The organism is Pseudomonas sp. WP18, assembly GCF_036689585.1.
GTDB lineage: Bacteria > Pseudomonadota > Gammaproteobacteria > Pseudomonadales > Pseudomonadaceae > Aquipseudomonas > Aquipseudomonas chlororaphis_E.
Map to the genome: position 1 here is coordinate 5,545,314 of NZ_CP144758.1, position 25,847 is coordinate 5,571,160.

Annotated in this window: 22 protein-coding genes; 6 read left to right on the forward strand and 16 right to left on the reverse strand. The window is 63.9% G+C overall.

Features of this window, described 5'->3' with window-relative positions; translation table 11 throughout:
- Window position 1: 1 nt before the first annotated feature.
- Complete coding sequence (locus V5F23_RS24700) at window positions 2-934, forward strand: phosphatidate cytidylyltransferase (RefSeq protein WP_042730583.1); 933 nt, start codon at window positions 2-4, stop codon at window positions 932-934.
- A gap of 126 nt (window positions 935-1,060) precedes the next feature.
- Here the strand turns inward: V5F23_RS24700 and V5F23_RS24705 are convergent, their stop codons facing one another.
- The 13 genes from V5F23_RS24705 to V5F23_RS24765 all read right to left on the reverse strand — a co-directional run bounded on the left by V5F23_RS24705 (window position 1,061) and on the right by V5F23_RS24765 (window position 17,175).
- Window positions 1,061-2,218 (reverse strand): glutathionylspermidine synthase family protein, encoded by a 1,158-nt coding sequence (locus V5F23_RS24705; protein ID WP_338496866.1) that lies wholly within the window; start codon window positions 2,216-2,218, stop codon window positions 1,061-1,063.
- A gap of 12 nt (window positions 2,219-2,230) precedes the next feature.
- A complete protein-coding gene (locus V5F23_RS24710; protein ID WP_042730581.1) occupies window positions 2,231-2,929 on the reverse strand; it encodes a DUF1190 domain-containing protein in 699 nt (232 codons plus the stop codon).
- Between the two features lie 18 nt (window positions 2,930-2,947).
- Window positions 2,948-3,376, reverse strand: a complete 429-nt coding sequence (locus V5F23_RS24715) for a DUF350 domain-containing protein (RefSeq protein ID WP_042730580.1) — start codon at window positions 3,374-3,376, stop codon at window positions 2,948-2,950.
- A gap of 15 nt (window positions 3,377-3,391) precedes the next feature.
- Window positions 3,392-4,057, reverse strand: a complete 666-nt coding sequence (locus tag V5F23_RS24720) for a DUF2491 family protein (RefSeq protein WP_212803068.1) — start codon at window positions 4,055-4,057, stop codon at window positions 3,392-3,394.
- Entirely contained in the window at window positions 4,044-5,078 is a 1,035-nt protein-coding gene (locus tag V5F23_RS24725; RefSeq protein ID WP_042730578.1) for an ion channel, read from the reverse strand. The genes V5F23_RS24720 and V5F23_RS24725 overlap by 14 nt, the downstream gene beginning before the upstream one ends.
- A 286-nt stretch (window positions 5,079-5,364) precedes the next feature.
- Window positions 5,365-6,063: a PspA/IM30 family protein gene (locus V5F23_RS24730; RefSeq protein WP_042732433.1), complete on the reverse strand. Its 699-nt coding sequence runs from the start codon at window positions 6,061-6,063 to the stop codon at window positions 5,365-5,367.
- Between the two features lie 22 nt (window positions 6,064-6,085).
- Complete coding sequence (locus tag V5F23_RS24735) at window positions 6,086-6,667, reverse strand: YjfI family protein (protein ID WP_338496870.1); 582 nt, start codon at window positions 6,665-6,667, stop codon at window positions 6,086-6,088.
- Window positions 6,668-6,961: 294 nt separating this feature from the next.
- The gene (locus tag V5F23_RS24740; RefSeq protein ID WP_042732431.1) at window positions 6,962-7,807 is read right to left on the reverse strand and encodes a DUF2135 domain-containing protein; all 846 of its coding nucleotides are present in this window, start codon (window positions 7,805-7,807) and stop codon (window positions 6,962-6,964) included.
- A 3-nt stretch (window positions 7,808-7,810) separates the two neighbouring features.
- A complete protein-coding gene (locus V5F23_RS24745; protein ID WP_123579634.1) occupies window positions 7,811-9,430 on the reverse strand; it encodes a DUF2300 domain-containing protein in 1,620 nt (539 codons plus the stop codon).
- 1 nt (window position 9,431) lies between these two features.
- The gene (locus V5F23_RS24750; protein WP_338498987.1) at window positions 9,432-14,000 is read right to left on the reverse strand and encodes an alpha-2-macroglobulin; all 4,569 of its coding nucleotides are present in this window, start codon (window positions 13,998-14,000) and stop codon (window positions 9,432-9,434) included.
- Window positions 13,997-14,635, reverse strand: coding sequence for a DUF1175 family protein (locus V5F23_RS24755; RefSeq protein ID WP_162489263.1), 639 nt, complete (start codon window positions 14,633-14,635; stop codon window positions 13,997-13,999). Before V5F23_RS24755 ends, V5F23_RS24750 begins: the two co-directional genes overlap by 4 nt.
- 8 nt (window positions 14,636-14,643) lie before the next feature.
- A complete protein-coding gene (locus tag V5F23_RS24760) occupies window positions 14,644-16,353 on the reverse strand; it encodes a DUF2138 domain-containing protein (RefSeq protein WP_338496873.1) in 1,710 nt (569 codons plus the stop codon).
- A gap of 33 nt (window positions 16,354-16,386) precedes the next feature.
- Window positions 16,387-17,175, reverse strand: coding sequence for a DUF2135 domain-containing protein (locus V5F23_RS24765; protein ID WP_042731665.1), 789 nt, complete (start codon window positions 17,173-17,175; stop codon window positions 16,387-16,389).
- A gap of 270 nt (window positions 17,176-17,445) precedes the next feature.
- Here V5F23_RS24765 and V5F23_RS24770 point away from each other — a divergent pair, with 270 nt between their 5' ends.
- The 5 genes from V5F23_RS24770 to V5F23_RS24790 all read left to right on the forward strand — a co-directional run bounded on the left by V5F23_RS24770 (window position 17,446) and on the right by V5F23_RS24790 (window position 23,868).
- Window positions 17,446-18,579 (forward strand): Fic family protein, encoded by a 1,134-nt coding sequence (locus V5F23_RS24770; RefSeq protein WP_212803071.1) that lies wholly within the window; start codon window positions 17,446-17,448, stop codon window positions 18,577-18,579.
- 123 nt (window positions 18,580-18,702) lie between these two features.
- Window positions 18,703-18,945 carry an exodeoxyribonuclease VII small subunit gene (locus V5F23_RS24775; protein WP_003185917.1) on the forward strand — a complete coding sequence of 81 codons (243 nt, stop codon included), beginning with the start codon at window positions 18,703-18,705 and terminating at the stop codon, window positions 18,943-18,945.
- Complete coding sequence (gene ispA / locus V5F23_RS24780) at window positions 18,942-19,829, forward strand: (2E,6E)-farnesyl diphosphate synthase (RefSeq protein ID WP_042731667.1); 888 nt, start codon at window positions 18,942-18,944, stop codon at window positions 19,827-19,829. The genes V5F23_RS24775 and ispA overlap by 4 nt, the downstream gene beginning before the upstream one ends.
- Window positions 19,830-19,942: 113 nt before the next feature.
- Window positions 19,943-21,841 carry a 1-deoxy-D-xylulose-5-phosphate synthase gene (gene dxs / locus V5F23_RS24785; protein WP_338496875.1) on the forward strand — a complete coding sequence of 633 codons (1,899 nt, stop codon included), beginning with the start codon at window positions 19,943-19,945 and terminating at the stop codon, window positions 21,839-21,841.
- A gap of 146 nt (window positions 21,842-21,987) precedes the next feature.
- Window positions 21,988-23,868 carry a TonB-dependent receptor gene (locus V5F23_RS24790; RefSeq protein ID WP_338496876.1) on the forward strand — a complete coding sequence of 627 codons (1,881 nt, stop codon included), beginning with the start codon at window positions 21,988-21,990 and terminating at the stop codon, window positions 23,866-23,868.
- A gap of 126 nt (window positions 23,869-23,994) precedes the next feature.
- Here V5F23_RS24790 and V5F23_RS24795 read toward each other — a convergent pair whose 3' ends face one another.
- Genes V5F23_RS24795 through ribA form a run of 3 tightly spaced genes read right to left on the reverse strand, consistent with a single transcriptional unit; the run spans window position 23,995 to window position 25,813 of the window.
- Window positions 23,995-24,780: a cobalamin-binding protein gene (locus V5F23_RS24795; protein ID WP_338496878.1), complete on the reverse strand. Its 786-nt coding sequence runs from the start codon at window positions 24,778-24,780 to the stop codon at window positions 23,995-23,997.
- Window positions 24,780-25,199 carry a hypothetical protein gene (locus V5F23_RS24800; protein ID WP_042729439.1) on the reverse strand — a complete coding sequence of 140 codons (420 nt, stop codon included), beginning with the start codon at window positions 25,197-25,199 and terminating at the stop codon, window positions 24,780-24,782. The genes V5F23_RS24795 and V5F23_RS24800 overlap by 1 nt, the downstream gene beginning before the upstream one ends.
- A complete protein-coding gene (ribA, locus tag V5F23_RS24805) occupies window positions 25,196-25,813 on the reverse strand; it encodes a GTP cyclohydrolase II (protein WP_042729440.1) in 618 nt (205 codons plus the stop codon). The genes V5F23_RS24800 and ribA overlap by 4 nt, the downstream gene beginning before the upstream one ends.
- Between the last annotated feature and the right edge of the window lie 34 nt (window positions 25,814-25,847).

The window sequence follows — 25,847 nt, forward strand, 5'->3', positions numbered from 1 at the left end:
CATGGATCGATATACCGTGATGTTGTTCAGCGGGATTGGCGCCATCCTGGTGCTGGCTTCGCTGATCGGTTTCATTCTCAAGCTCAAGACCCGCGGCACGCCGAACTCGGTCATCGACAACCTCAACGCGCGGATCAACGCCTGGTGGATCATGGTGCTGGTGATCGGCGTCGCGTTCTGGCTCGGCAATGCGGCGGTGATCCTGTTGTTCTATGCCGTGTCGTTCTACGCCCTGCGCGAATTCCTCACCCTGACGCCGACCCGGCGCAGTGACTACCCGGCGCTGGTGGCCGCGTTCTACCTGGCGCTGCCGCTGCAATACCTGTTGATCTACTACGACTGGTACGGGCTGTTTTCGATTTTCATCCCGGTCTACGTGTTCCTGCTGCTGCCGATCCTGGCGTCCCTGGGTGGCGACAGCACGCACTTTCTGGAGCGCGCTTCCAAGGTGCAGTGGGGGTTGATGATCGCGGTGTTCTGCATCTCGTTCGTGCCGGCGCTGCTGACCCTGGACATCGCCGGTTTCGAAGGCCGCAACCTGTTACTGATCGCGTACCTGGTGATCGTGGTGCAACTGTCGGATGTGCTGCAGTACGTGTGTGGCAAGCTGTTCGGCAAGCACAAGATCGCCCCCAACCTGTCCCCGTCGAAAACCGTCGAGGGCTTTGCCGGCGGGATCTTCCTGGCTTCGCTGATCGGTGGCGCGCTGTGGTGGATCACCCCGTTCAATCCCTGGCAGTCGTTCCTGATCGCGTTGCTGATCAACCTGCTGGGCTTTGCCGGCGGCATCGTCATGTCGGCGATCAAGCGCGACCGCGGCGTCAAGGACTGGGGCCACATGATCGAAGGCCACGGCGGCATGCTCGACCGGTTGGACTCGGTGTGTTTTGCCGCGCCAATCTTCTTTCACCTGGTGCGGTACTGGTGGACTTGAGCAATCTGTGAGAGCGGGCTTGCTCGCGAAGGCGGCGGTACAGTCAACATTGATGTTGCTTGTCACATCGTCTTCGCGAGCGAGCCCGCTCCCACAAAAGCTCCGTTGCACTTCACGCTGCGGCAATCAATCCAGAATCAGGTGCGGCAAGAACCGGCTGGAATCCTTGGTGATCAGGCTGTTGTCTTCGCGCACGCCAATGCCGGCCGCCTGGTCGCCGATGACCCAGGAGCCGATCAGCGTGTAGCTGTCGCCGAAGCGCGGCAGGGGCGCGAGCTGCTGGAGGATGAACGGTGCGTCGGTGTAGGGGCCGTCTTCCTTGACCACCAGGCCATCGGCCGTCTGCAGTTCAATGTTGGCGCCTTCCCGGGAAAAGAACGGCTTGCGCACCCAGCCCTTGGGCACAGGGGTGCCGGGGTTGGGGTCCAGGTGGGACTCGAGCAGGTTCGGGTGGCCTTTGTTGAACTCCCACAGCAGCGGCAGGATGCCCTTGTTGGAAATGATCGATTTCCAGGCCGGTTCGAAAAACTGCGTGTCACTCTGGGCGATCGCCGCGCCAAAAGGCTCGTGGAAGATGAATTCCCAGGCGTGCAGCTTGAACAGATGGGGAATCCGACGCTCCTGCAAGTCGACGAAACGGCCTTCACTGTTCAGGCCGATGTCTTCGATGTCGATGTGCCGCGACTCGATGCCGACGGCCTCCGCAATGAGGCGCAAGTAATCGGTGGTGCCCTTGTCCTCGACCGAATCCTTCATCGAGGCAAAGTAGAACGGCTGGGTGAGCTGCAATTGGGCAAACGCCTGGTGCAGCTTGGTGTCGATGCTGTTGAACTGGTCGACATGCTGGGGCAGCAGGCCGCGCTCGATGCATTGCTCCAGCCAGCCCCACTGGAACGCCGCCGCCTCGTAGAGGCTGGTCGGCGTGTCGTAGTTGAGCTCCAGCAGCTTGGCGGGGCCATTGCCGTTGTAGGAGAAATCCATGCGCCCATACAGGTGCGGATGGCCTTCGAGCCATGACGTGCGGACCATGTCGAAAAACGCCGGGGGAATGCTCAGGCGCTCCAGCATTTGCTCGCTCTGCACCACGCGGGCGACAAGGTCCATGCACATGTCATGGAGCTCGGTGGTGGGGTCTTCGAGGTCGTCCTCGATCTGTTTGAGCGTGAACTGGTAGTACGCGCTTTCGTCCCAGTAGGGTTCGCCGTCGATGGTGTGGAACAGAAAGCCGAGACGCTCGGCCGTCTGCTTCCAGTCATGCCGCTCGACGCAATGGATCTTCTTCATGACCTTCGCTCCTCAGCCGCCGGAGCTCGAACCGCCCCACCCGCTGCGGGCGCTGGCCTTGCTGCCGAAGCCGCCACGGGAGGTGGAGGACGCCACGGAAATCGGCTTGCTGGTGCGAATCGAATCGGTGTAGCCGCCGTAGCGCGCCTGGTTGGACTTGGTGAAGGTCGAGCCCCTGGAAACCCGCTGGGACAGCGTCGAGGACCCGTAGTCACCGCGATCATCGCGGTAGCGGTAGACCGGCTCGGAGTAATAGCTGTTGCGGTTGCTGCTCAGCATGTTGCCGATCAACAGCCCGGTCAGCAGGTTACTGAAGCCCGAGCCGCCCGTGTTCGCTTCCGAGGCTGGCAGTTGGGCCCTGGCCGCGTCCACCTGGGATTGGGTGACCTCGCCATCGGCGCTCAACTCGAAACCGCCCAGCTTGGGGATGAACTTGCCGTTCGAGTCCAGCTGGCACCAGTCGGCGACGAAGTCGGCATCGCAATCGGCGCGGTTGTCGTACACCGGCGCAATGCGGCGATGCTCGGCCATGGCGTTCATGAAGGCGTCGGAACAGACATCCACCGGCAGCTTTTCATCGACACACTGTTGCACGGACTGGAAGTTGTATTTTTTCTGCAACTGGTAGGTTTTTTCCGTCGGCCCGCAACCGGATATCGCCATGGCGACCGATGCGGCCAGCGAAAGCTGAACGTACTTGCTTCGTTTCATCGCAGGCTCCTGGCGCAATCAGTTCGTGGAAGGCGTCATGCACGCGGCGTTCAACAGGCCGACGCTGATGGCCACCGCGGCGATGTAAATACCAGCGGCGATTTCGCCCTGCTTGATGCGCGCTGAAGCGCCCTTGAGCACCAGGCTGGTCACCAGGAAGGCCAGCAACTGGACGAACGCGGCTATCACTGCCCAGACGATGAAATCGAGCAGGCTGACCGAGTAGGCAATCACATTACTGGCCGGGATGGCGAAGCCGATGAGCGCGCCACCCAGGGCGATGGCGGCGGCCACGTTACCCGAGCGGATCAGTTCGAACTCCTTGTGCGGCGTGACGTGGATGTAGATGAACTGGAACAGCGCGAACAACACGGCGGCGCCGAGGATGTACAGAACGAAGCCGAACACGGCGGCTTTGTTCAGGGAAATGGAGAGTGCTTCAAACATGGACGTCTTCCTTATTCAAATGGTGTGCAGGTCTGTGGTGTACAGCGAAATGCCCAGCGAAGTACTCAGGCTGATCGTCCCTTCGGCGTCTTCCTCGACGGAGAACAACAGGAACTCGCGACGATCCGTCAGGCCGGTGTCGCGGGCGTACAGCATCGAACGGTGCTCGACGGTGTAGGACTCATCCGGGTTGCTCACGCGTTCGCTCAACGCCACCAGCTCGGTCTGGCCGTCCTCGGTGCCCCATTCGCGGGTGTATTCGACGCCGTCATGGGTGTAGGTCGGCAGGCCGATCAAGCTCTGGGGGCCGGCCAACCGACGCAGCTCGGCTTCGCTGTTAACCGTGACGTAGCTTACGTAGTTGAACAGGATCACCGATTCGACCTGCCCATCCACCGCGCCACTGGTGTGCACTTGCAGCCAGTAGTCTTCGTCGTTCATGTAGAAACGCGCCAGCCAGTTCGACTGACCCAGGTCGACGACGCCCATGCTCCAGATTTCCTGGGCGCCTGGGATGATCACGGCGCTGTTGCCGTCGAGCAGCAACTTCAGCGTGCTGTCGAACATCACGCCCTTGCCGCAGGCCAACCCCAGCGGCCCGTTGGCAGGCAGGGCCGCGCTTGTGGTGTTGCTGTTCGCGTTCGGGGCTTCGAGCCCCATCAACTGTTTAAACCATCCCATTGGAGATGTCCTTGAGACGTGTGGAAGCAATGTAGAAGAGTTCGCCACCCTCGACGCGCGTGGCGCCGGGCGGGTTGATCGACGGGTGCTGGGCACCGATGGCGCGGTAACCGATCAGCGTAGCGTTATGTTGCTCTTTCATCCGCGTGTACAGCTCGCCGAACGTGGTTTCGAAACGTTCGGGCAGTTTCATCAGGTACTGGGTGGCGCCCTGGCCCACGCACAGCAACTCGTTGATGATCACGGACGAGCCCGGGTCCTGGGAGGCGCGCACCAGCATTTCAATCGCCATGCTCGACGTGCATTCCAGGCTGGGCGCGTAGGCGCTGGCGAGGGCGGCGATTTCGCTGTCGTTGAAGTGGGCGACCACATGCCCGGCCGGGCCGAGCTGGTTGACCGCCAGCACCGTGGCGAGGGTCAGGTCGTCGGAGTGGGTGCGGACCAGGACGCGCTCGGCACCGGGCACGCCGGCGCGCCGCAACAGTGCGACGGAGGACAGGCTATCGCCCTTGATGAAGGACGCCTGGCCGGGCATGGGGTTTTCTTCGAGGTCGCAGTCGCAAATGACGATCAGGTTGTCGTTGGACGTTTCGTCCTGCAGCAGCAACTCAATGACCCGCTCGCTGGAGGCCCCTTCCCAGCCGATGAGAACGGTGTGTCCGACGGTGCCGGTGAAATCGCCCTTGCCCTTCATGCCTTTTCTCCATACATCGATGACGCTGCTGGTGGTCTTGCCGATGGCCGCCGTCAGCAGCGCGATGCCGCCGAGCATGACCCAGGTCGCAACGAAAATCCGCCCCGCCGCGGTCTGTGGCGACAGGTCGCCGTAGCCGACGGTGAGCGTGGTGGTGAGATAGAAATAGATAAACGTGGCGGCGGCGATCAGGTGCTGCTCGCCCAGCAACACCAGGCCGATCCAGGCCGTGGCCAGGTGCACGCCCACGGCCATGACCAGGCCGGCCCAGCCGAAGCGCTGGAAGAACGACGATGCGTAGGCACGCAATAAAAGGAAAATAGACATCGTGTCCCTGACTCCGTGGGGCTGATTCCTGGCGACGTCATCGCGCTGGCGGGTGAATGCCTGAGCGTAGTGACCGGACAGCATTAAACCTGTTGCGAAGCGTGGATAAAAGTACTGCGTCACAATTACATCCAGGAGCGCCGGACACGATTGTGGCGAGGGAGCTGGCTCCCGCTGGGGCGCGAAGCAGCCCCAAAGAATGGGACTGCCGCGCAGTCCAGCGGGAGCAAGCTCCCTCGCCACAGGTTTTGTGCTCGGCCTGCCTTGGTTGTTCAGCCCGAACAGATTACTCCGCCGATTTTTTCTTCAGGCGTTCCAGGATCGCATTGGCGCTGCCTTCGTTCGGGGTGATGCCGGCCTCGCGCAGCTTGCGCTCCAGGTCGGTGCCGGTGGAGGCATCGGCCAGTTCGTCCTGGGCTTGCAGCTCAGCCGCACGCTGCTGCTGCTTGGCTTGCAGGCGATTCAACGTGCCGACGGCGGTTTCCAGCTTGCCGTTGGCACCGCCGCTGGCGATGGAGGCACTGACCTGGGCCTTCTGCACGCTTTCCCGGGCCTTGGCCATGTCCACTTGCTGGCGCAGGCTCTTGATCCGGCTTTCGGCCTTGGTGATGTCCTTGCGCATGTTCTCGGCATAGCCACCGAATTCGGCCGCCTGCTTCTGCTCGACGTCCAGTTCGTTGGTCAGGGTCGAAATGGCCTCGGCCACTTCCAGCGCCAAGTCTTCACGGTTGGCCTGGATCGCGGCCAGGGCCTTGGACTCCAGGTCCTTGATCTTGGCGTTGTATTCGCCGACACGGTCGGTCGCCAGCTTGTGCTTGGCCATGATGGTGACCAGCTCGCGCCGGGCGTTGGCCAGCGCGGTGTCGGCGTCGCGGATTTCCTGATCGAGGATGCGCAGGGCCTGTTGATCGACGATCGCTTCGCCGACTTCGCTGGCACCGCCACGCAGCGCGGTGAACAATTTGCTCCAGATGGACTGAGTCATTGGATAGGTTCCTGTCGGCGAATTAGATGAAGAAGCGTTCGAAGGCTTCGCTGGCACGCTGGACGTTGTCGACCAGGGTCTTGACCTCGGTGACGACGTTGGTCAGGTTGGACCCTGCGCTCAGCGCACCAAACATGTTGTAGACGACTTGCCCGTTGGGCATGGTCTCGATGCCGATCGAGGACAGCGGGAACATTTCCCGACTGCGCAGGACGGCGTCGTTGAAGGCCGTTACGTCGTTGATCGACTCGATGTCCACCAGGACGGTATCGACGATGATCTGGTCGCCCACCACCGCGATGTAGATGGGCAGGCCCCCGAAGTCGTTCATCTCCAGCTTGATGCTGGACTCGGAGCCTTGGACGAGGGAGAGGGTGATTTCATTGGCAACCACTTCATCCAGTGCCTGCAAGACGCTGTAGAGGCGATCGATGTTCCAGTTGTTACCTGCGCTCATGTAATCCTCCGTCATGATTGAGCCCGCCAGAATCGGCTGACGTAGCTGTTTCTCCATCTGCTTGAGCAGGCTCCGGTTTTCCGGAAGCACCCAAGTTTCATGTTTCACATACCCGGCGGCACTCAGGCCCGCGCGCATCTGCTTCATGTAGAAGCTCGACGGTTTTTTCGCGGCAGGCTTGGAGCGCTCTGCGTCGCTCGCCGAATCTGCTGGAGAGCTGTTTGGCATGGTGCTGACCCCACTGTGAAAAACTCACGCGTGAGAAACACTACAGGTAACGTTCACAACCCTCAATAGCTCACGCGTGAGATTTTTCACACCTGCGCACAGCCATTGAAACACCCTGTGGGAGCGAGCTTGCTCGCGAAGGCGTCAGGCCAACCAACGCCTTGGCAGCTGTTGCACCGCTTTCGCGAGCAAGCCCGCTCCCACAAGGAGGCCCTACGGATAACTGAAACTCTTGACCAACGTCAGCTCGCCCACCGCCCTCATCGGCACCACGAAGGTCTCGATTTTTTCGCTCGGCGTGCCTTCCTCGGTGATCACCGTCACCTGCGCGGTGGTCAGGGCTTGCACCGCTTCGGTGCCGCCGCTTTCCCCGCCCTCTTCACCTTCGTTCTCGTCGGCGATATCACGGTAACCGCCGCCGTAGTAGTTCACGTACACCAGGTACTGGCCCTTGATCGGTGCAGGCATCGAGAAGATTTCCGGGCCATAGCCGGTGGTGACGTCGACGTCGAGGGCCGCGCCATTGGGGGCCACGCGGTCGCCGTACCAGATGTGCGCTCCGTCGGGCGTGACGAGGTGCAGGTCCAGGTCGGTGCCGTCGCTGTCCCAGGTCAACAGCACCCGCAGCTTGGCCGGGCTGGCGCCGCCGCTGGTGTGGAGAAACTGCGTGCGATGGCGATGTTGGCCATCGGGGCTGCGCACTTCGACGCTGTTGCTGCCATTGGGGAAGGAGAACGGCCGGTCGAAGCGGCCTTCAGGGTCGAGCTTGAGCGGCATGCTCACGCCGTTGACGATGAGCTTGCCCGGCTCGCGCTCGCCCTTGGGCGCCGCGGCGATCTGGCCGGTGATGCGCGCGGTGGCGGCCTGCCCCTGGGGCGTATTGACCGACGAGGCCGGGTAGTTGACGACCTGGCTGTAGTTTTCGCCGTCACCGCCCGGCGCGCCGCTGCGCCAGCCGCCGATCGGGGTATCGAGCTTGACGGGGTCGGCGGCGTAGGTCGATGGCAACGCGGTCAGGGCGCAGAGCAACAGCAAGACCTGTGGATAACGGAGTGTCATGGTCTATTCCAGCAAGAGGTGACGGGCGAGCCCTTCGATATAGTCTTCGTCCTGGCCGTTGGGATGTGCTTCAAAGGCCAGGTGCAGGTATTCATGTGTCAGGTCGAGGCGGTCTTGCAGCGACAGCACGCCGCGCACGTAGATGCGCTGGCGCTCGCGGTCGACATAAGGCCGGCCGAAGGCAACGCGGCAGACGGCGAAGGTGCTGATCTCGTTGTAGCCGACTTCGCTTTCCAGGCGCGAACGCCAGCCCCGCCGCTGTTTCAGCAGCCAGTCCTGGGCCGCGGGCAGCGCCTCGCAGGACGCCACCGGATTGTCCCAGCGGCTGAGGCTGGCGCGGGGGTAGGCGTGCAACAGGATGGCGTCGTAGCGCTGGCCGGCGTTGGCTTGCTCCACCGCTTGCAGCCAGGACAATTTGTCCGGGCCGGCCTGGTCGGAGTGATAGGTCACGTCGGTGCCGGCCAGCACCAGGTCGCTGGTCCAGGCTGCGATGGCCCGGGTTTCAGGGGCGGCCGGGCGAGGCGCGACACGCTGGCGGTGGCTGCTGTCGTCAATGCTCAGGCAGTCGCCATGGCGCTGGGCGTTCTGCAGCAGGTAGGTGCGGATCGCCACGGCCAGCGCCTTGGCGGCCTCGGCGGGTTCAGCCTTGGCTTCGCGTTGCAGAACCCGGGCGACGTACTCCTCCCGATCCAGTCGCGCGACCAGCTTGCCGGGCGTCAGGAACAGTTCGCCATCGCTGTGGATATCCAGTTGGTTGCCGTTGGCGAACTCGACCCGGTAATCACCTCGCAGTTGCCCCGGTGTGGCCGGACGGTCGCCGGACAGCACCCGCTGCAATGGATAGCGGGCAAACAGGCCCACCTCCACGCAGCGCCCGGTTTCCGCCGGCCAGCGGGACGGCAGCGCCGCCGCCAACCCCTCGCCATAGACCTTCAGGACCTGCTGGCTGGTGCCACGCCCACCGGCCCAGACGGGCGTGCCGTCCACCAGCCAACCGGCGAAACCGCCCTGGCGCGATGCAGGGCCCTGGTCGCCCAGCCAGCTCCAGGTCTTGACCCGCAGGCGACTGCCCAACTCGCCCACCAGCCGGCCGTCCGCCGCGTTGAGCACCACGTCCAGCAGCACCCGGCGCGCCTGATCCTGGGCCGGTAAGGAAGCCAGGGCCTTGAGCAGCTCGGCGACCGGCACTTGGGTCTGGGGTTGCAGGGTCGGCAGGTCCAGCAGCCAGGCCGGCGCCTGGCGGGCTTGCCAGTAGTCACGCCAGTTGGCCGCCGAGAGCCCGAGCCGCTGTGGCTCGAAGTACAAGCCGCAAGACTTCACCAGGGCCTGGTCGCGACCGATGCTCTGCCCGGCATTGCAGCAATAGACTTCTTCCTTCGATTCACCGCGACAGGCATAGGCCGGCTCGCGAGCATTGGTGTCCACCAGCCAGGCGTAGACGAATAGTTTCCACAGGCTGCCCAACGGTGCCTGCAAGGTGTCGGGCAGCGGCTGGCGATCCAGCACCTGCGCCGGGCTCACCCGCAGCAGTTGGCCGTCGAAGGCCAGGCGCAGCGGCTCGTCCTGCGCCGTTGCCAGCGCAGGAATCAAGCACAACAGACACCAGGCCAGCCGCCTGCGCATGTCAGTTGACCGTGACCTGACCGAGCGCCGGTTTCTGTTCCCGCGCCTGATTCTGCGGCGCGTAGACCTGGGTGAAGCGCACCGGCGGCAGGTTGAACTGGCCTTTCTGGGAGAAGCGCACCAGATGACGCAAGCGCAACTCGCCACTGAGGGCATCCACCGGCACCGCGTAGGCCATCTGGCCCGGCTCGAAGCGCGCCTTTTCCAGGGCCGTCGGTTCGCTGTCGGCCTTGCCCACCAATTGGATGCCCCAAGTGGTGCGCTCCACATCGGCGCCCGGCGGCAGCGGCACTTCGAGCATGCCGTAGCGCAGCGGTGTCGGCGCCTTGCTGTTGATGATCACTTCGTCCAGGTACAGGCTGTCGCTGGACAACGGTTTGTTGCCCACCGGTTCGAGCTTGAAGGTGAACGCTTCGTCGCCCGGCACCAGGCGTGACAGGCGACGGGTGATCGAGACGGCCATCGATGCCACGGGCGGTTGCTGGCTCTGGAAGCTCAGGGCTGCTTGCAGCGGACGTTCCTGGGCACCGTTGAGGGCCAGCGAGGTCGGAACCTGCGCGCCCTGCCATTGCCAGTAGGTTTCACCGGTGGCGCCTTGTCGGGCTTTCCAACCGTCACCCGGCGTCAGCGTGACCGCCGGCGCGGCCTGCTCGATGCTGCGTTGCAGCCAGCTCAAAACCAGGGCCCGTTCCAGGGTCGACTGTTGTGGCAGTACTCGCTCCAGCAAGGCCTTGGCGCGAGCAGGGTCAAAGGCTTGCAGCGACAGCACCAGTGCCTCAGCAAACGGTGCGGAACTGACCGCCAGTTGCTGCTGCGCAGCGTCCACCTGGCGATTGAACGCCTCTGGCGACGGCATTTTCAGCTGCCTGGCCAGGGACGCGGCCAAGACGCGGGCGCTCGCCAGGCCCAGGGCCGAATCCGGCGCGTTCATGACCAGGCTGTCTTCACCGCCGTCCATCACGCTGTCGGCACCCGCGCCACGGGCCTTGGCCAAGTCGTCCATCAGGCCGCTGAGCAAGGTGTTCACCGGCAGTTGCATCTGCTTGGCGAACGACAGGATCAGCGCCCGCTGCAACAGCGGCGTATCACCGGCCTGCTTGGCGTAGACCTCCAGCACGCGCTGCCAGTGTTCCGGCGGCAGGCTGATGTCCAGGGCCTTGCTGGCGTACCAGTCGGCGTAATAGGCATAAGCGGTCAGGAATGCATCCGGCTCACCGTCCTGGCCCCACCAGGTGAAGCTCGCCGACGGCCCGGCCATCTGCACCAGGCGCAGGCGACTGTTTTGCATGATCAGGCGCAAGCGGTCACGGGTCTGGGGGCTCGACGCCAGGCTCGGGTACGCGATGCTCAACGGCAGCAATTGGCTGGCCGTCTGTTCGACGCCGCCATAGGGGTAGCCCAGCAGATCGTCCAGGGCCGACCGGAACAGCGCTTGCGGACTGTCGTCCAGGCGCAGGCGGATATCGCTGGCGTCGGCCGGCAGGTTCAGCGGGGTATCGCCGCCCGCCACATCGACGCGCTGGCCCTGGGTCACTTGCCAACCGCTGCCACTGGCGTTCAGGTTCACGGCCAGGGCGTCCTGCGTCTCGCCGTTCAATTGCAATTGGACACTCAGGTCGCCGTTGCTCAGTTCCATGGCCGGCAGCGCCACGTAGTTGATGCCTTTCTTCAGTTCCGCCACCAGCCGTTGTTCAGCGCCGGCGTAACGGATCAACAACTCGGCCTTCAACGGTTTCTCCGACTGACTGAAGGCGAACAGGCCCAATTGCGGCTTGTCGCCCGCGCGGAAGCGGGTCGGGCCGCTCCACTTCAGGTACAGAGGTTTTTCCGAAGCGATGAATTGTTTCTTCTGGCCCACCTGGCCATCGTCGGCGATGGCCCGGGCAGTGATGCGCCAGCGGGTCAGGGAGTCCGGCATCTTGAAGGTGAAACGGGCCTTGCCGCTGGCATCGGTGACCAGCTCCGGCTGCCAGGCAGCGGTGTCGACGTCTTCACGACGCGGGCGCTCCAGCACCTTGACGCCACGCTCGCTGCGGTTGGCCTTGCCCGGTGCGCCTGGGCTGCCCGGCAATGCCACGTCGTAGCTGATGAACGACAGGCTGGCGCTGGTGCGTACGTTGTTGCGCCGCGGGTGGTAGAAGAACTGGTCGATGGTCGGCGCCACTTCCGGCTGCAGGGCGTAGACCATTTCGTCCACCACGCTGACCGTCAGGTGCGCCGGGATCGCCTTGCCGGCGAACTGGGTGCTCAGGTCAACGGTGACCGTATCGCCCGGCCGGTAGCTAGTCTTGTCGGTGACGACGGCGACGTCGATCTGCGGCGTGACCACCTTCAGACCGGCGTTCTGGAAGCTGTACTGGCCACCCTTGGTGTAGAGCACCGAGAACGTCATGTTCGGCGCAAAGGCGTCCTTGACCGGGATGCGCGCGCGATACTGGGTCTCGCTGAGCTTTTCCATCTTCAGCCAGTCGCCGCCCTTGGACAGCAGCGCCGTGGCCTCGACCTTGTCACGTTCCAGGGACAGCAGCGCATCGCTGACCGGCTCAGGGAACGTGATCAATGCCAGGGCTTCGTCGCCGGTCTTGTACTCGGCTTTATCGAGGACGATCTCGACAGTGCCCGGCACGGCCTTGATGCCGTCGCCCGTCACCGCATGGGCGGTGGCGCCGATGACCCGGCCGTGTTCGTCCTTGAGGGTCAGGTTGTAGGTACCGGGCCGGTCGAAGGTCAGGCTGAAGCCTTTGTCCTTGGCCGTCAGCTTGCCGTCGCCGGTGCTCTGGTCTTCCAGGCGCACCCAGGCGTAGCTGCCCGGTGTCACGGCTTTGCTTTGCTCGCTGCCACCTACGTTGGCGTAGCTGAACGCGACCTTCTCGCCGACCGCACTGAAACGCTGGCGGGCGCCCAGGCTGAAGTTCGCCGCGCCGCGGTCGATCAGGATTTCCTTGGTGGTCTTGACCCGATACGCCGCGCCATCGCTGGCGAATACGGTGAGGGTGTAGCGGCTCGGCTTGTCGGCGGCCGGCAGGTCGAGGGTCGCGTTGCCCTTGTCATCGGTGGTGACTTCGCTGCTGGTCAGTTCTACCGGGAATTGCCCCAGGTATTGCAGCTCGTTGTCCACCATCGACAGTTGCTGGGCGCGCAGGCTCAGGCTGACCTTGGCATTGACCACCGGCTTGCCGTCCGGGTACAGCAACACGAGGTTGCCCTTGACCGGTTCGCCCGTGCGGTAGTCCTGCTTGGCCAGGTTCAGGGCGATCTCGAAGTGCGGCTTGATGTATTCGGCCACACGGAAGGCGCTGCTGTAGAGCTGGTCCTTGTAGCTGAAGCGCAGCTCATAACCACCGGCGACGGCGTTTTCCGGCAGTTGGAAGCGGCCTTGGGTCCCGGCCTTGGAATCGAGCTTCAGGGCCAGGGTCTGCAAGGCGGTGCCGGTGGCATCCAGCACGCTGACGTTGACGTCGGCGGCCGTCGGCTGCACCGAATCACGGGCGTTCTTGAACTCACGACCGACGATCTTCAGCGACACCCAATCCCCCGGGCGGTACAGCGGCCGGTCCGTGAAGGCGTAGAGCTTGGTGTCGTAGATTTCGCTGTCGTAGTAGAAGTTTTCCGAAACGAAGACCCCGCCCTCCTCGTCCTCGCCAATGACGAACGAACGCTCCGGGCTCACGTGCTTGAGGCGCAGCAAGCCATCCTCGTCGGTGGCACCGCTGCTCATCACGCCCAGGCCGTCGGTCCACAGCACGTTGACCTTGGGCACCGAGCGCCCTTCATGCTTGCGCGCGGCCCAGACCAGCAGTTCGTCGCCGGCGATCTTGCTCACCGCCACGGTGTTGGAAACGAAGACCATGGTGGTGGCCCGGTACTTGCCGATCAGCGCTTCCACCAGGTACAGGCCTGGTTTCAATTGGCCCAGCGGCACGTAGACGTTGCCCGGGGCGACGCTGACGAACTCACTGGACGAGCCTGCCAGGTTGACCCCGGCAGGCGGCTGGATCGGCTTGGCTTGCCACAGCGGGTAACGGAACTGGCTGACCACCGGCAGTCCCGGGATCAAGGCAAACTGGGCCGGTGCGTCGTACGGCGTCGGCGCGACCAGGGCGTCGCCGATCTTCAGCTCCGGCACTTCTTCGGTCACTTGCTGGCGAGACTCGTAGGAGAACGCCCGCTGCATCACCCGGCGAGACTTGCGATACCAGTTGTCCCACAGGTACGCGAGGGTGTTCGACAAGCCTTCGCCCTTGAACTGACCATCACTGACCACGCGGTGCAGGTTTTTCTGGCGCTTGAGGAAATCCAGCGGCTTGTCGATACGATAGACGCGGATGTCGGCACCGCCATAGGGCTCCATGCGGAACCGGCGGTAGTCGCGGCCCGGCGCTTCGAGGCGAACCATGGCCTGTTCGTCGCTGGCGAAACTGCTGTCGGCCAGCAGGAAGAAGCTCTCGCCGGACACGGGCGTGTAGCCGCTGGGCTCCACCGTGTCTTCGGCGTTGACGACAGGTGCCAACAACAAGGCAAACAACAGGGGTAGTTTCGAACACAAGCGCAGCATGCGGGCACCGGTCATTGGGAGAGAAAGTTGAGTCGATAGACGCCGATGAAGTTGGGGTTGGCTGCGTCGGGTATCCATCGGGTGTCCTTCCAGTTCATGAGTTGTTGCAGGCTTGCGGAGCGCATGCCGTTGTCGGTAGGGGTGGTGGTGCCGGTGTGATAGGCGATGTAGCGGCCCATCCAGATCATCAGGTGCTGGTCGTCGCCCTGGTCGAAGAACATCAGGTCGCCGGGGCGGGCCTGGGCGACATCGCGCCCCACCAGGCGACTGTTGAACTGGATCAGCTTGATGGCGTTGACGTAAGGGCCGACCTTGCCGCCGCCCTGCTGCCATTGCTGGGCGAGGCGGCGCTGCGCATCGCTCAACGGCAGCTCAGGTGGCAGGTAGCGGTTGGACAGGCCATTGCTGCGCAGCCATTTGTCGTCGTGGACCTTCAGCGCCTCGTTGGCGGCAAAACGCACCAGCCCGGCACAATCCTGCTGGTACCAGCGCGGGCTCGGGCCCCGGGTCAGTTGCTCCTGGGCGATGCGCACGAACCAGGCCCGAAAGACCTTGGACTGCTCCACATCCAGCGCCGGCGTCTCGAGCGCGAACGCCTGCCCCGCCAGCAACAGCGCCAGCAGCAACACCCACGACCGGGGATTGCGCATCCGTGCGGTCACAGCGCTTTCCATTCCAGCGGCAGCCATTGCCAGTGACCGTCCGGCTCACTGCCGGCCGGCAACGTCAGGGCGTACTTGCCGTAGCCACCGAGGGTGCGCAGCTTCGGAATCAGATAGGTTTGCGCGGCGTTGTAGAACACCGGCTCCATGTCCTGGGGCAGGCTGTCGAGGGTTTCGTGCTGCATCAACTGCGCGATGGAGTCCGGGCCGAAATAGATCGGCATCAGCAGGTCCTTGGGCACCACGTCAGCCATCGGCGGGAAGCGCTTGTCGAGGGTGCCGAGGGCCTTGTCCACTAGTTTGTCGTCCAGGGAAAACAACAGCGTCGACCCGTGGCGCGCCAGGCTGACCCGCATGAACGCCTTGCCGGTGATGGCGTCCGGTTGCAGCGAATCCTTGGCCAGGTAAGGACCGAAGTTGGAACTCACCTGCCGTTGCCACTGGTGCATCGCGCCTTCCTGCTTCTCGACCACCGGGAAGGCGTGCTCAGCGACATTGTTTTCGTAGGCGCCCACCATCGAACCGAACAACTGGCCCAGGTCGGCGTCGAGCTTGCCGTCGTCTTCGTTCAGGCTCGCCACCAGCAACGGCGTGTAAAGACGCGAATCGGCGTACCAGCACAGGCCGGCCGCGCCGGTCACGTGGTCGATCATGGCCTGGGCGGCCTTTTCATCGGCGCCAAGTTTTACCAGCAGCGGCTTCTGGGGCGCAGCCGCCAGGGGCAAGGTCACGCAGGCGCTGGCGCCCATGGGCATGGCTTGCCAGATCGGCTTGAAGTCGAAGTCTGGCTGGTTTTCCAGTTCGTCCATGGCCAGGAAGCTGTGCCAGCCCTTGTCGTCCATGTCGAAGCGCAGCCCGGCGAAATTCGGGATGAACCGCTGGTAACCCATGGCGAGTACGCTGGCGTTGACCGAAATGCGTTGCTTGACCTCCGGTGCCTTGGCCGGCAGACCGAAGGCTTCGGGGAAGAGTTTGTCGCCGTTGAGCAGGGCCGCCAGGGCGGTGGTCGACACACTGCCGCGCTCCTCCGATGGGCCGTTGGCCGGGTCGTAGAGCTTGGTCGGGTTGGACAGCACCACCAGCTTGTCGCCATGGGAGGCGAAGACCAGGGACTTGCTGGCGTTGTAGGTCAGTTGATAGAGCGCGACATCGTCGCCGCCGACCCGCAGGTCGCTGAGTTTGCTCAGTTGCGTATCGTCCAGGGCAACCTTGGCCAGCGGCTCCAGCACCTTGGCCAAGCCACCGCGGTCCATCACCAGCAGGAAATCCTTGAGGCGACCATCGGCCCCACGCCACAGCGCGACATCGGCCGGCTGGTCGAACAGTTCCTCGATCAGGCTGTCCTGCAACTTCAGGTCATGCTCGTAGATGATCCGGCGCAGGCTGCCGATCAGGCCGAGGCGGTCGGCGTGGGCTTCGTAGTAGAAGACGAAGTCTTCGGTGAGCGTGGCCTTGAGGAACGGCACCGCCAGCAGGTCCTTGGGCAACTGGCTCAGGGAATGGGCCTCGAGCAAGCCGTCGGGGCGGCTCAGGCCGAGTTTCTCCAGGGCCAGCGCCGTGGGCGGCGCCTTGGGCTTGTGCATGAACCAGCCCAACCCGGCGGCTACACCGGCCACCAGGCACAGCCCGATCAGCAACGCCGGCCAGCGACGCGCAGGTTTAGCGACAGCTGTCGCAGTGGTCGGGGAAGCAGTGTTGTCGCTCATATTCACAAGGGCCTGTTCATCCGTGGAGCGGAATTAGTAGTTGAAAGTCTTGACCAGCAGCAGATCGCCAATGGCGCGCAGGGGCACGACAAAGGTCTCGCGTTTTTCGTCGACGGTGTTTTCGTTGAGCACCAGGTTGATCTGCGAGGTGATCACCTCGTTCTGGTTGCTGCCTTCATCGAAGTTGTAGCCACCGCTGCCGTAGTTGCCCCAATAGTTCACGTAGACCAGGTAGGTGCCGTGCATCGGCGCGGTCATGGTGAACATTTCCGGGCCGGGGCCATCGACGCCATCCGGGTCCAGGCCGCCGCCGTTGCTCAGCGCAGGCTGGCCGAAGAATGCATGTTGGCCGTCCGGTGTGACGATATGCAGATCCAGCTCGGCCTTGGGATCGTCCCAACCCAGCACCACCCGGATCTGTGCCGGGGTGCGCAGGTTGTTGGCTTCATAGAACTGCACCCGCTTGAGCGACCGGCCCTCGGAACTGCGCACTTCGACGCTGTTGGAACCGGCGCCAAACGCATACGGCCGGGCGAAACGCCCTTCGTCGTCGGTATAGAGGTTCAGTGGATTGCCGTTGACCGCCAGGCTGTGGGGTTGGCGCATCGTGCCCATGGCCTTGATCTGGCCTTCGATCATCGTGCGATTGCGCTGCACGCCCCGGTCGATGGGGGGCGTGGGGTAGGCAACCTGGGGATTTTCCGTGCGATCGAGCAGGCCACTGTAGCGCCAGCCGCCCACCGGCTCGGACATCTGCGCCGAAGGCTGCGCCCACGCCAAGGGTGCGACCACTAACGCGATCAACAGTGTAGGAAAACGCATGTATGCCTCCTGCCATGCACAACGCAACCTGGCGCCCTTCCCCGGCGCATTTTTTATCATTTATCAGGTTTCGTCCGAAAGCCCGCCATACGGGGGCTGTAGATGGCGCGAAGGTTAGCGACTCGGCCAATGATTCACAATCGGGGAACGCGCGATTCTGTGTGGGAAATCACGGACTGAGCAATGCGTGAGCCGATTAGCCGTCCTATTCGGCTCACAAAATGAGCCGAATAGCGTTACTATTCGGCTCATCACTGCCTGGACAGACTCATGACACCTCACTGGATTTGGCAACAGCCCGATTGGCCCGACTTTCGCTGGCAGCCCGAAGCATTGGCGCCCTTGCTACGTGAATGCGTGCAAGCCCAAGGCCAACTGCTGGGCATGACCGGTGCCGTCACGACCTCGCTCAACGCGCAGAACGAGCTGGATGCGCTGCTGCAAAACATCGTGACCTCGTCGGCCATCGAAGGCGAACAACTGAACGTAGGGTCGGTACGCTCGTCCCTGGCCCGGCGCCTGGGGCTCGAATGGGCTGACGACAATCCGGTCAGCCCGCGCAGCGAAGGTCTGGCACAACTGCTGCTGGACGCAACCCGACATTTCAATCACCCCCTGACGGTCGAGCGATTACTGGAGTGGCATGAGTGCTTGTTTCCTGAGCAGGCCGCTTTTACTCACCGGCAGATCCGCGTCGGCGCGTTGCGCGGCGAGGAACCGATGCAAGTGGTTTCGGGCAGGCTGGACCGCCCCACCGTTCATTTCGAAGCGCCGCCTCAACAAGGCCTGGAACAGCAACTGCAAACGTTCATCAACTGGTTCGAGGCCAGTCGTCACCAGGCTGGGCTCGACCCTCTGCTGCGTGCCGGAATCGCCCACTTCTGGTTTGTCACCCTGCACCCGTTCGATGATGGCAATGGTCGCCTTACCCGTGCCCTTACTGACCTTGCACTGGCCCAAGGCGAACCCCAGGCGATTCGTTTCCACGCCATGTCCGTGAGCATCCTGGACAACCGCGCGGGCTATTACCGTGTCCTTGAACACTGCCAGAAAGCCACGTTGGACATTACCGATTGGCTCATCTGGTTCCTGCAGACCCTGTTGCGCAGCCTGCAAAAAGCCATGTCGCAGATCGAGCGAGTGCTGGGCAAGGCACGGTTCTGGCAAGCTCATCGCTCGTCAGCAATCACCCCAGAACAGACCAAGGTACTGAACCGATTACTCGATGGGGGTGAAAGGGGTTTCGAGCAGGGAATCAGCGCCGCTCAGTACCAGGCCGTGGCCAAGGTATCGAAGGCGACGGCAACCCGACACCTGGCGGAGTTGCTGGAGAAAGGTTGCCTGCAGCGCCTGCCAGGAGGTGGGCGCAGCACTCGATACAACATCAATTACCCAGAGCCGTGAGATCGCCTTCGCGGCAAGGGAATCCATCCCCGCCGGAGCGCGAAGCACGCACCCCCTGATTTGCCCCACCCCCCCATGTCTGCTAGTGTCGCGCCGGTTTAACAGTCAACCGGAAGCGCCGCCATGGCCCGTAAAAAAGCAGCACTGGATTTCGAACAATCTCTGGCCGACCTGCAAACGCTGGTCGAGCGGCTGGAGAACGGCGAATTGTCGCTGGAAGACTCGCTGACCGCCTTCGAGCAGGGTATCGGCTTGACTCGCGACTGCCAGGCGGCGCTGGCCCAGGCCGAACAGAAAGTGCAATTGCTGCTCGAACGCGACGGCGAGTTGACCGAAGAGCCTTTCGACGCGGAACAGCCTGAATGATCGCCGCCTATCAGGCCAGCAGCCAGGCCCGGGTCAATGCTGCATTGGACACCTTGTTCAGCGCTCCGAGCCCGGAGCTGGCGCGGTTGTACGAAGCCATGCGCTACAGCGTGATGAACGGCGGCAAGCGTGTCCGCCCGCTGCTGGCCTATGCCGCCTGCGAAGCGCTGGGCGGCGAGGCTCGGCAGGCCAACGGCGCGGCGTGCGCGGTGGAGCTGATCCACGCCTACTCGCTGGTCCACGATGATCTGCCGGCCATGGACGACGACGACCTGCGTCGCGGCCAGCCCACCACGCACAAGCAATTCGACGAAGCCTGCGCGATTCTCGCCGGCGACGGGTTGCAGAGCCTGGCCTTCAGCGCCCTGCTCGACCCCGCCCTGAGCGATTGCCCGGCGCAGATCCGCCTGGACATGGTCAGTGCCCTGGCGCTGGCGGCGGGCCCTGCCGGCATGGTCGGCGGCCAGGCCATCGACCTCGGTTCGGTGGGCCTGAAACTGGACCAGGACGCGCTGGAATACATGCATCGGCACAAGACCGGTGCGCTGATCGAGGCCAGCGTCAAGCTGGGCGCCCTCGCCAGCGGTCGGGCCACGCCGGAGCAGTTGCACGCCTTGCAAGCCTACGCCCGAGCCATCGGCCTGGCGTTCCAGGTGCAGGACGACATCCTCGACGTCGAAAGCGATACCCAGACCCTCGGCAAACGCCAGGGTGCCGACATCGCCCGCGACAAGCCGACTTACCCGGCCCTGCTCGGCCTCGATGCCGCCAAGGCCTACGCCCTGGAGCTGCGCGACCAGGCCCTGGCCGCGCTGCGACCCTTTGACGCGGCGGCCGAGCCGTTGCGTGAGCTGGCCCGCTATATCGTCGAACGACGCAGCTGATACGGGGTCAACCCTTCAGACTGCGTATCGGCCAAGTTCCGGCCAACGCGTGGGCAGCTTGCGATGCATAAGGTAAACTGCCGCCTCTTTCTATACCTATAACGATTCGCCTGATGCCCACGACGTTTCAAGAGATTCCCCGCAAGCGCCCGACCACGCCCCTGCTGGACCGTGCCAACACGCCGGACGGCCTGCGCCGGTTGGGTGAAGCCGAGCTGGAAACCCTGGCCGATGAGTTGCGCCTGGAACTGCTCTACACGGTCGGCCAGACCGGTGGGCACTTCGGGGCCGGCCTGGGCGTCATCGAGCTGACGATCGCCTTGCACTACGTGTTCGACACCCCGGACGACCGGCTGGTGTGGGACGTGGGGCACCAGGCCTACCCGCACAAGATCCTTACCGGCCGTCGCGAGCGCATGGGCACGTTGCGCCAGAAGGACGGCGTGGCGGCATTCCCGCGCCGCTCCGAGAGCGAATACGACACCTTTGGCGTCGGCCACTCCAGCACGTCCATCAGCGCCGCCCTGGGCATGGCGATTGCCGCCCGCCTGCAGAACAGCGACCGCAAGGCCATTGCCGTGATCGGCGACGGCGCACTGACCGCCGGCATGGCGTTCGAGGCGCTGAACCACGCGCCGGAAGTCAACGCCAACATGCTGGTGATCCTCAACGACAACGACATGTCGATCTCGCGCAACGTCGGTGGTTTGTCCAACTACCTGGCGAAGATTCTCTCCAGCCGTACCTATGCCAGCATGCGCGAAGGCAGCAAGAAGGTCCTGTCGCGCCTGCCCGGTGCCTGGGAAATCGCCCGGCGCACCGAGGAATACGCCAAGGGCATGCTGGTTCCCGGCACGCTGTTCGAAGAACTGGGCTGGAACTACATCGGCCCCATCGACGGCCACGACCTGCCCACATTGATCGCCACCCTACGCAACATGCGCGACCTCAAGGGCCCGCAGTTCCTGCACGTGGTCACCAAGAAGGGCAAAGGCTTCGCCCCGGCGGAAGTCGACCCGATCGGCTATCACGCCATCACCAAGCTCGAACCCCTGGACGCACCGGCCGCCGCCCCGAAAAAAGCCGGCGGACCGAAGTATTCCGGCGTGTTCGGCCAGTGGTTGTGCGACATGGCCGCCGCCGATCCGCGCCTGGTGGGCATCACTCCGGCCATGAAGGAAGGCTCGGACCTGGTGGCGTTCAGCGAACGCTACCCGCAGCGCTACTTCGACGTAGCGATTGCCGAGCAGCACGCCGTGACCCTCGCCGCCGGCATGGCCTGCGAAGGCGCGAAACCGGTGGTGGCGATCTATTCGACCTTCCTGCAACGCGGCTATGACCAATTGGTGCATGACGTGGCGGTGCAGAAACTCGACGTGTTGTTCGCCATCGACCGTGCCGGCCTGGTGGGCGAAGACGGTCCGACCCACGCCGGCAGTTTCGACCTGTCATTCCTGCGCTGCATCCCCGGCATGCTGGTGATGACCCCGAGTGATGAAAACGAGCTGCGCAAAATGCTCACCACCGGCCACCTGTTCAATGGCCCGGCGGCGGTGCGCTACCCCCGTGGCACTGGCCCGAATGCGCCCATCGAAGCCAACCTCGACCCCATCGAGATCGGCAAGGGCGTGACCCGTCGCCAGGGCCGGCAAACCGCGCTGCTGGTGTTCGGCGTGCAACTGGCCGAAGCCCTCAAGGTCGCGCAGACCCTGGACGCCACGGTGGTGGACATGCGCTTCGTCAAACCCCTGGACGAAGCACTGGTCCGCGAGATCGCTGCGGGCCATGAACTGCTGGTGACCGTCGAGGAAAACGCCATCATGGGCGGCGCCGGGGCAGCGGTCAGCGAGTTCCTGGCCCGGGAAAACCTGCTCAAGCCGGTGTTGCACCTGGGCCTGCCGGACATCTACGTCGAACACGCCAAGCCTGCCCAGATGCTGGCCGAGTGTGGCCTGGACGAGGCCGGCATCGAAGCCTCGGTGCGCCAGCGATTGCAGTTGCTGGGGTTGTAACTCAGACCACCACCGAACCCTGTGGGAGCGGGCTTGCTCGCGAAGGCGGTGTATCAGTCAATATCGAATTCGACTGACACACCGCCTTCGCGAGCAAGCTCGCTCCCACATTGGTTTTGTGTAGACCAAATAATCACGGAACACCCATGAAACTGCGCCTGGCCCTCACCCTGTCCCTACTGCCAACCCCCGACCTGCTGGCCGACACGTTCGAGCGCGAGCAGGCGCTGAAGCTGCCCGACATCGTGATCAGCGCCAACCGCCAGGTCGAGGCGCGCAATGACAGCAGTGCCGCCAACACAGTCTTCACCCGCGACGACATCGAGCGCTTGCAGCCGGCCAGCGTCAGCGACCTGCTCAGTCGCGTGCCGGGGGTACAGGTCGCGCCGCTGGGTGGTCGCGGCAGCCTGCCGGGGATCTACATCCGCGGCACCAAGTCGGCCCAGAGCCTGGTATTGGTGGACGGCCAGCGCATCGGCAACGCCACCTCCGGCGACAGCAACCTGCAACGGCTGAACATCAACCAGATCGAGCGGGTGGAAGTACTGCGAGGCTCGCGCTCGGTCCTCTATGGCGCCGATGCAGTGGGCGGAGTCATCCAGATCTTTACCCGTCGAGGCCATGAACAGGGCCTGCAACCGCGCCTGCACCTGGGCGTCGGCAGTCACCAGACCTGGGAGCGTAGCCTGGGGCTGTCCGGCGGCGATGAACAGACGCGCTTCAACCTCGGCGCCAGCCTGGACGAATCCGCCGGCACCAATCGGACCCACACCTCCTACGCCAGCGACCGCGACGACGACGCCAACCGCAACCAGTCGCTGAGCCTGAGCCTGAGCCATGCGCTGGCAGACAACCTGGAAGTCGGGCTGAATCTGCTGGATAACCGCGGCAAGAGCGAATACGACAACCCGTTCGGCCGCTTTGACCCGGCGACGTTCGAATCACTGCCCCAGCAGCCGTACAGCGAGTTTGCCGTGAGCAGCTTCAGCAGCTACGTGGATGGACGCATCAACGACACCTGGAAATCCCGCCTCGAAGTGGGCCACAGCGAAAATCGAGAGAAGACCTTCGACAAGCTCAGCGATGTCCGCGAAGTGTTCAACACCTACCGCGACTCCGTGACCTGGCAGAACGACGTGACGCTGGATGAGCACAACAGCCTGATCGTGGGCGGCGATTGGTACGAGGATCGGGTCAACAGCAGTACATCGTTCGACGAGGACAGTCGCTGGAACCGCGCCGCGTTTATCCAGCACCGCTATCAGGCCGAGGCGTTTTCCACCGAATTGGGCCTGCGACGCGACCAGAACCAGCAATTCGGCGGCCAGAACAGTTGGAGCGGCACCCTCACCCTGCCGGTTTCGCCGGGCAACGACCTGTTGCTGACCTACAGCGAAAGTTTTCGCGCGCCGACCTTCAACGACCTGTACTACCCGGACTACAGCAACCCGAACCTCACCCCCGAGACCGCCAAGAGCTACGAACTGCAATGGCGCAGCCAATTGGGCGAGGACACCCGCCTGGAGACCTCGCTGTATCGCACTGACCTCAAGGACGCGATCATTTTCGGCAGCCAGTCACGCCCGCAGAACGTCGCCTCGGCGCGGATCAACGGCGTCGAAATGGCTTTGATGCAGGATCTGTTCGGCTGGCAGGGCAACCTGGCCGTGGCCGTGATCGATCCACGGGACAGGGACAGCGGCCACACCCTGGCCCGCCGCGCCCGCCGGACCCTGAGCCTGGATCTGGACCGTTCATTCGACCGACTGAGCCTCGGCGCGACCTGGCAAGCGGTGAGCAGCAGCTATGACGATGAGAACAACCGCCATGCGCTGGGTGGTTATGCCCTCCTGGGCTTGCGCAGCGGTTGGGCGCTGAGCCGGGAAGTGAAACTGGAGATGAAGGTGGATAACCTGCTGGACAAGGGTTACAGCCGGGCGCTGTATAGCCATGATGGGGCCCAGTATGGGTATCGGGAGGAAGGTCGGACGTGGTTGTTTGGGGTGACCTGGACACCGTCACTCTGATCCAGAGCTTGTGGTGCCTGGACTGGCCTCTTCGCGGGCAAGCCCGCTCCCACAGTTGATCGATGTTGTCGCTCAAGACGCGGTCAGCTGTGGAGCGAGCTGGCTCGCGATTGCAAGCGCCGCGGTCTATTTGTCCGGCGCAATCAATTCACACAGCCGGGCCGTCGCCTCGATCATCTGCCCACTGGGCCGCTCCAGCCCCTTGTCGGTCACCCGCAGCAATCGCCCTTGCGCCACCGGCCAGGCTTTCCAGGCATCGAGCTGGGCCTGTTCCGTGGCCAGGATCGCCTGCGGCTTGCGCTGCAACACCGACTCCACGCTCACTTGCGGCGCCGGCAGGCTCAGGTCGGCGAACACATTGCGCGCGCCGCACACCGCCAGGGCATCGCTGATGATCTGGCCACCGCCCACGGTATAGAGCGGCCGGTCCCACACCTGATAGAACACCGGCAGCGGTGGCTCGCGCCGGTAGCGTTGGCGCAGGCCCTCCAGGCGCTCGCGCAACTGCGCCGCGCGTTGCATGCCCCGTTCCGGCCGGCCAAGCTGCGCGGCGATGGCTTCGATTTGCGTGATCAACTGGTCGAGGTCGTGGGGGTCGACCACATGGATGGCGATGCCCAGGCCCTTGAGCTGCTCGCGCTGGGCCGGTCCGACGCTGCCCGGCCAGAGCAGGAGCAGGGCGGGCTTGAGGCTGAGCAAGCGCTCCATGTCCAGTTGCCCGTAACGCCCTACCGAAGGCAGGTTTTCCAGCACGGCGGGACGCTCACCGCCGTCCAGCACGCCCACCAGCAGGTCGGCGCAATCGAGCTCGACAACGATTTCCGATAACGAAGGCGCCAGGCTGACCACCCGTGGGGCCGCAACCGCCGAGGCACTGACGGCCAGCAGCACAACCGCCAGCCAGCGGTGCATCAGCCGAGTTGACGCGGGATGCGGTACAGGTAGAACAACACGGCCGTGGACAACGCCAGCAGCATCAACGGCACCGCTTCGAGGCCGACGAACACCGCCAGCGCACCGACCCAGGCCGGCAGCGCGGCGACCAGGAGCGCCGCACGCCGACGGGCGGCCAGGGTAATCCAGGCTTGGGGCTCATCCGCCGTGTCGAGGGCTTTCTGGGTGGCGATCAAGGCGTTCTTGTAGGGCCCGAAGAAACGCAGGCTGACAAACATCGACGCCACGCCCGCGATGAACAACGGCATCGCCAGCACCGGCAGGATCGCCTCGCCCTGGCCGAACACCGCGTTGATCACGAACAGCGGCAGCAAGGCCAGCGCCAGGTACTGCCACCACGTGACGGACAGCCGCCGCCGGACCTGACCACGCGTCACGCCCGGTCGACCTCGCCCTGGTGCTCGTTGCCCATCATGTGGTCGAGCTTGCTGGCCTTGGTCGCCAGGTAGAGCTTGTTGTGGGGATTATGACCGGTGTGCAGCGGCACGCGCTCGGCCACTACGATGCCCATGTCGGTCAACGCCTTGACCTTGCGCGGGTTGTTGGTCATCAACCGCAAGGACGTGACCCCCAGGTGCTCGAGCATCGGCTGGCAGATGCTGTAGTCGCGCATGTCGGCGGCAAAGCCGAGGCGCTCGTTGGCCTCGACGGTGTCCGCGCCGCCATCTTGCAACTCATAGGCGCGAATCTTGTTCAGCAGGCCAATGCCCCGCCCTTCCTGGCGCAGGTACAGCAATACGCCCCGACCTTCGCGGGCAATTGCCTGCAAGGCCGCCTCGAGTTGCGAACCGCAATCGCAGCGCTGGCTGAACAAGGCATCGCCCGTCAGGCATTCGGAATGCAGACGGCCAAGCACCGGTGCGCCGTCGGCGAAATCACCCAGGCTCAGCACGACGTGCTCGCGGCCGGTGGCTTCATCGAGAAAACCATGCATGGTGAATTGCGCAAAGGGCGTTGGCAGCTTGGAGGCGGCAACAAAAACGACAGGCACCGGTGTGCTCCTGATCTAGTACTGGAGTTTCGCA